At 74.3% G+C, this 6198-nt stretch carries 6 protein-coding genes; all 6 read left to right on the top strand.

Annotation, left to right across the window (positions count from 1 at the left end):
- The first annotated feature begins 127 nt into the window (after positions 1-127).
- The 6 genes from ACGFIB_RS36680 (at position 128) to ACGFIB_RS36655 (ending at position 6006) form a co-directional block, all read left to right on the top strand.
- Positions 128-955, top strand: a complete 828-nt coding sequence (locus ACGFIB_RS36680; protein WP_393378069.1) for an SDR family NAD(P)-dependent oxidoreductase — start codon at positions 128-130, stop codon at positions 953-955.
- Positions 952-1887 (top strand): aldo/keto reductase, encoded by a 936-nt coding sequence (locus ACGFIB_RS36675; protein ID WP_393378068.1) that lies wholly within the window; start codon positions 952-954, stop codon positions 1885-1887. Before ACGFIB_RS36680 ends, ACGFIB_RS36675 begins: the two co-directional genes overlap by 4 nt.
- A complete protein-coding gene (gene larA, locus ACGFIB_RS36670) occupies positions 1877-3133 on the top strand; it encodes a nickel-dependent lactate racemase (protein ID WP_393378065.1) in 1257 nt (418 codons plus the stop codon). Before ACGFIB_RS36675 ends, larA begins: the two co-directional genes overlap by 11 nt.
- Positions 3134-3215: 82 nt before the next feature.
- Positions 3216-3950 carry a nickel pincer cofactor biosynthesis protein LarB gene (larB, locus tag ACGFIB_RS36665; protein ID WP_393378063.1) on the top strand — a complete coding sequence of 245 codons (735 nt, stop codon included), beginning with the start codon at positions 3216-3218 and terminating at the stop codon, positions 3948-3950.
- Positions 3947-5062: a nickel pincer cofactor biosynthesis protein LarC gene (gene larC / locus ACGFIB_RS36660; RefSeq protein ID WP_142576368.1), complete on the top strand. Its 1116-nt coding sequence runs from the start codon at positions 3947-3949 to the stop codon at positions 5060-5062. The genes larB and larC overlap by 4 nt, the downstream gene beginning before the upstream one ends.
- A gap of 68 nt (positions 5063-5130) precedes the next feature.
- Positions 5131-6006 carry an amidohydrolase family protein gene (locus ACGFIB_RS36655; protein ID WP_393378061.1) on the top strand — a complete coding sequence of 292 codons (876 nt, stop codon included), beginning with the start codon at positions 5131-5133 and terminating at the stop codon, positions 6004-6006.
- Positions 6007-6198 lie beyond the last annotated feature (192 nt).

Below are 6198 nucleotides of genomic sequence, written 5' to 3'. Positions count from 1 at the left end.
CGCAGGCGTATCTGCGGGAGGGGGATGTGGTGGAGCTGGAGATCGAGGGTCTGGGCCGTCAGCGGCAGCGGGTGGGCCAGGCGTGAGCGAGGCGGGTGTGAACGGACCGGGCGTGAATGGACCGGGTGTGAGCGGGCCGGGCGTGAGCGGGCCGGGCGTGAGCGGGCCGGGCGTGAGCGGGCCGGGCGAGCCGCACGGCGGGCACGGTGCGGAGTTCGACGGCGCGGAGTTCGACGGCGTGGTGGCGATCGTCACGGGCGGGGCTTCGGGTATCGGCAGGGCGATCGCGCAGGAGTTGACCGCGCGTGGTGCCCGGGTGGCCGTGCTGGATCTGAAGGACGCCGAGTTCGTGTGTGATGTGAGCGACGACGTGTCTGTGCGTGCGGCGGTCGCGGCGGTGGCCGAGCGGTTCGGCCGGATCGACGTGGTGGTGAACAACGCGGGGGTGGGCGCGTTGGGCACGGTGGCCGACAACGACGACGCCGAGTGGTTGCGGGTGCTGGATGTGAACGTGGTGGGGATCGCCCGGGTGTCCCGGGCGGCGTTGCCGTTCTTACGTGAATCGCCGTGCGCGGCGGTGGTCAACGTCTGCTCGGTGGCGGCGACGGCGGGATTGCCGCAGCGGGCCGTGTATTCGGCGTCCAAGGGAGCGGTGCTGGCGCTGACCCGGGCGATGGCGGCTGATCACGTCGGGGAGGGGATCCGGGTCAACTGCGTCTCTCCGGGCACGGTGGACACCCCGTGGGTGGGGCGGTTGCTGGGCGCGGCGCCCGATCCGGTGGCCGAGCGGGCGGCGTTGAACGCCCGCCAGCCGCACGGCCGCCTGGTGAGGCCGGAGGAGGTCGCTCATGCGGTGGCGTATCTGGCCAGTCCGCGGGCGGGGTCCACGACCGGGGTCGAGCTGGCGGTGGACGGCGGGATGGCCGGGCTGCGACTGCGGCCGGTGACCCCGTGACGGCCGCTGCCGCCGGTCTGGCGGGCAGGCTGGGGCGGTACGGGCTGGGCACGGCGCCGCTGGGCGGGCTGTTCGCGCCGGTGAGTGAGGATGAGGCCGAGCAGGTGCTGGCCGCCGCGTGGCAGGCGGGGATCCGTTATTTCGACACCGCGCCGCACTATGGCAGCGGGCTGGCCGAAGAGCGTCTTGGCCGGTTCCTGCGCGCTCTGCCGCGGGACGCCGCCGCCGAGGCGGTGGTCTCGACCAAGGTGGGCCGGCTGCTGGTGCCCGGTCAGGGTGAGGAAGAGGGGTTCCCCGGGCGGACCGGTTTCGTGCGGGTTCGGGACTACAGCCGCGAGGGTGTGCTGCGCTCGCTGGACGACAGCCTGAAGCGGACCGGGCTCGACCGCTTCGACCTGGTGTTCATCCACGACCCGGACGACCACTGGGAGCAGGCCGCCGGCCAGGCGTTTCCGGCGCTGGCCGAGCTGCGCGACCAGGGAGTGATCGGTGCGATCGGCGCCGGGATGAACCAGGCCGAGATGCTGACCCGGTTCGTCCGCGAGACCGATCTGGACGCCGTGTTGGTCGCGGGACGCTACACGCTGCTCGACCGCTCCGCCGCGGAGGAACTGCTGCCCGAGTGCGAGCGGCGGGGTGTGGCCGTGGTCGCCGGAGGTGTGTTCAACAGCGGGATCCTGGCCGGCGGCACCACCTTCAACTACGACGCCGCCCCGCCCGCCGTGCTGGAGCGGGCGCGCGAGCTTGGACGAGTCTGCGCGTCCCACGGCGTGCCGCTGCCGGCGGCGGCCCTGCGCTTCCCCCACCGCCACCCGGCCGTCGCCAACGTCCTGATCGGCGCGCGCAGCGCGGAGGAGATCACCGAGGATCTGGCCCTGGCGGCCGCGGACATCCCGGACGCGCTCTGGGAGGACCTGGACCATGCGGGTTGATCTCGCCTACGGCGCCGGCGGCCTGGTCGTGGACCTGCCGGACGACCGGACCACGGTCATCGCGCCGGTCGCCCGGCCCGCCGTGACGGACGAGGCCGCCGAACTGCGCCGGGCCCTGCGCGAACCCGTCGCGGGCCCGCCGCTGCGGGAGCGGGTGCGTCCCGGCCAGACGGTGGCGATCTCCGCCTGCGACGGCACGCGGCCCCAGCCGCGGCATCTGATGATCCCGGCGATCCTGGCCGAACTGGACGGGATCACCGACCTGGGCGACGTCGTGATCCTGGTGGCCACCGGCACCCACCGCGGCAACAGCGACGCCGAACTGCGCGCGATGTTCGGCGACCCGGTCGTGGACGCCGTACGGATCGTCAACCACGACGCGCGCGACGCGTCGTCGCTGAGGTGGATGGGCCGCCACGGCAAGGACGTGCCGGTCTGGCTCAACCGGGAGTGGACCGACGCCGACGTGCGCATCACGACCGGCTTCGTCGAGCCGCACTTCTTCGCCGGGTTCTCCGGCGGCCCCAAGCTGGTCGCGCCGGGGCTCGCCGCCCTGGAGACCGTGCTCACCCTGCACGACGCGGCCCGCATCGGCGACCGGCGGGCCACCTGGGGCGTCATCCAAGGCAACCCCGTCCACGACGACGTCCGCGCCATCGCCGCCGCCACCGGCGTCACCTTCGCCCTCGACGTCGTGCTCAACCGCGAACAGCGGATCGTGCAGGCGTTCGGCGGCGACCTGCTGCCGATGCACGCCGCCGCCACGGCCGCCGCCCGCGCCGCCGCGATGCGCCCGGTGCGCGAGCCCTTCGACGTGGTGGTGACGACGAACGCGGGCTTCCCGCTCGACCAGAACCTCTACCAGTCGGTGAAGGGCATGAGCGCCGCCGCCCAGGTCGTCAAGCCCGGCGGGACCATCGTCTGCGCCGCCGAGTGCCGGGACGGCTTCCCCGACCACGGCTCCTACCGCGACGTGCTCACCTCCGCCGCCTCTCCGGAGGCGCTGTTCGAGGAGATCTCCCGCCGCACCGAGACCGTGCCCGACCAGTGGCAGGTCCAGATCCAGGCCCGCATCCAGCGGCACGCCCGCGTGGTCATGCACACGTCGTTCCTCGGCGACGCCGACCTGGCCGCCGCCCACCTGGAGCAGACCGGCGACATCGCCGCCACGGTCCGCGCCCTGCCCGGACGGGTCTGCGTCCTGCCGGAAGGCCCCATGACGATCCCCTACCTCGCGGGAGAGTGACCGTGCTCCGCTTCGCGATGGCGACAGGCGGCGACCGGCCCTGCGCCGGACCGCCGCCGGCCGCCGGACACGTCGTACCCGCATGAACGAGGCGTTCGACCTCGGCTACGCCCGCGTGGATCTCGGCCGCGAGGCGCGCCAGGGGCTGCCCGAGATCGTGTACGGCCCGGGCAAGCGGGTGAGCGAGATCGCCGGGATCGTCACCGCTCTGCTCGGCCGCAACACCGGTCCCGTCCTGGTGACGCGGGTCGAACCCGGCACGGCCGCCGAGGTAGGCGCGCTCGTCTCCGGCGGCGCGTACGACCCGGACGCCCGGCTGCTGGTCTGGCGGCCGGCCCAGCCGATCGAGCACACGGTGGCCGTGGTCACGGCGGGGACGGCGGACGGCCCCGTCGCGGCGGAGGCGGCGGCCGTCGCCTCCGCGCTCGGCCTGCGGACCGTCATGGTCAGGGACGTCGGAGTGGCCGGTCTGCACCGCGTGCTCGCCGCCACGGACGACCTGCGCGCGGCCGACAGCGTGATCGTCATCGCCGGCATGGAGGGCGCGCTGGCAAGCGTCGTCGGCGGTCTCGTCGAGACGCCGGTGATCGCGGTGCCCACCTCCACCGGATACGGCGCCGCGCTCGAGGGCGTGACGGCCCTGCTGGCCATGCTGACCTCCTGCGCCGCCGGCCTGACCGTGGTGAACATCGACTCCGGCTTCGGCGCCGCCCTCGCGGCCTACCGCCTCACGAGGAGGGCGTCCCGGGCGCAGACGGGTCCGGCGGGCGAGGAGAGTCCGCGGACGGCGGACACGACGACCGGAGCGTACCGATGATCGTCTACCTCAACCCCTTCACCGGGCTCGCGGGCGACATGCTGCTCGGCGCGCTGCTCGACGCCGGGGCCTCGCTCGACGCCGTACGGCAGGCGGTCGCCGCGACCGGACTCACCGGCTGGCGGCTCGACGCCGAGCGGGTGCGCACCGGGGCGCTGACCGCCACCCGCGTGCGGATCGAGGTCGACGACGACGCCACCGAGCGCCCGGCCGCGCAGCTGATCACGATGGCGGCCCGCACCGGCCTGCCCGTGGCGGAGGCGGCGCTCACCGCGATCGCGGAGGTGGAGGGCGCGCTGCACGGCGTGCCGCCCGCCGACGTCCACCTGCACGAGCTCGGCGGGCACGACACCCTGATCGACATTGTCGGATGCGCGGCGGCGCTGCGTGATCTCCGGGTGACGCGCGTGCACTCCGCGCCGCTGCCGCTGGGCGGCGGCACGGTGCACACCCGCCACGGCGTGCTGCCCGTCCCGGCCCCCGCCACGCTCGCGCTGCTGAAGGGGGCACGGGTGCGGGGCGGAGAGGCGGGAGAGGCGGTCACGCCGACCGGCGCGGCCCTGCTGCGCGCCGTGGGCACGGCGTACGGCCCGGCTCCGGAGATGGCCCTGCGTGCCACCGGGTACGGCGCGGGCGGCCGCGTGCTGCCCGACCGGCCCAACGTGACCGTGGCCATGCTCGGCGAGCCGGTGGCCGGGGAAGGCACGCAGATCGTCCTGTCGACGAACCTCGACGACGTGACCGGGGAGGTCCTCGGGCACGTCGTCGAGCGTGCCCTCGCGGCGGGCGCCGCGGACGCCTGGATCACGCCCGCCGTCATGAAGAAGGGGCGCCCCGCGCACGTCCTGCACGTCCTCACGGCCCCCGAGCTGGCCGACCGCCTTCAGGACCTGGTCTTCGCCGAGACGGGAAGCCTGGGCCTGCGGCGCGGCGTGGTGGAGAAGGTCGCCCTGCCCCGGCACTTCGAGACCGTACGCCTGCACGGCCGGGACGTCCGCATGAAACACGGGCCGTGGGGGGTCAAACCCGAGTACGACGACCTGGCCGCGCTGGCCGAGGCAACCGGCAAACCGTTGAGGGAACTGGCACGAGAGGCTTTCGACGCGCTGTGACTTCCGATGTGACTCCCCCTGTGACTCCCCCCGCCGCTTCCCCGGCGGCTCCCCCTGTGACTGCGGCGGTGACTGCTGCGGTGACTGCGGCGGCGCCCCGCGTCGACGCCCACCACCACCTGTGGGACCTCTCCCGGCGCCCGCAGACGTGGCTGGACCCCCCGGAGATGGCTCCCATCCACCGTGACTTCGCCCTCTCCGACTACGCCTCCGCCACGGCCGGGACGGGCATCGGCCGCTCCGTGCTCGTGCAGGTGCTGCCCGACGCCGAGGAGACGCGCGAGTTCCTGGCGCTGGCGGCGGGGTCGCGGACGGTCGCGGGTGTGGTGGGATGGGCCGATCTGACCCGGCCCGACCTCGCCGACGAGCTCGCCGCCCTGGCCGCCTCGCCCGGTGGCGCGCTGCTGCGCGGGATCCGCCACCTGGTGCAGGGCGAGTCCGACCCGCGCTGGCTGGCCCGCGACGACGTACGCCGGGGGCTGCGGCAGGTCGCGGCCGCCGGGCTCGTCTACGACCTGCTCGTCCTGCCGCACCAGCTGCCGGCCGCGATCGAGACCGTACGCGCCGTGCCCGAGCTGACCTTCGTGCTGGACCACCTCGCGAAACCGCCGATCGCGTCCGGGGAGCTCGACCCCTGGGCGGGCCTCATCGGTGAGCTCGCCGCGGAGCCCAACGTGACGGCCAAACTCTCCGGTCTGATCACCGAGGCGGGGGACGACTGGGACGCCGCCGCGCTGCGCCCGTACGTCGACGTGGCGCTCGACGCGTTCGGTCCGCGCCGTCTCATGTTCGGCTCGGACTGGCCCGTCTGTCTCCTCGCCGGCTCCCTGCCCCTCTGGAGCGAGACCGTCTCGGCGCTGCTCACTGACGCCGGGCTGACGGCCGCCGAGCACGAGGCCGTCTTCCGGACCACGGCGACACGGGTCTACCGCCTGGAGGGGTGACCGCCCGGGAAGCCGCGCTCCCCCACCTCGCTTACCTTCCGTCCATGGAACAACAGCACGCCGGCCGGACCCCGCAAGGGGTCCGGCCGGCGTCGCTGTCTCAGGGGGTGGTGAGGTCGAAGCGGTTGACGGTGACCGCGCCGCCCAGGGACTGGGTGGCGTAGTTGAAGATGGCGAAGCGGTAGCCCATGA

This window comes from Microbispora bryophytorum (genome assembly GCF_043197435.1).
Classification (GTDB): domain Bacteria; phylum Actinomycetota; class Actinomycetes; order Streptosporangiales; family Streptosporangiaceae; genus Microbispora; species Microbispora bryophytorum.
This window is presented reverse-complemented; position numbering and strand designations above follow the sequence as displayed.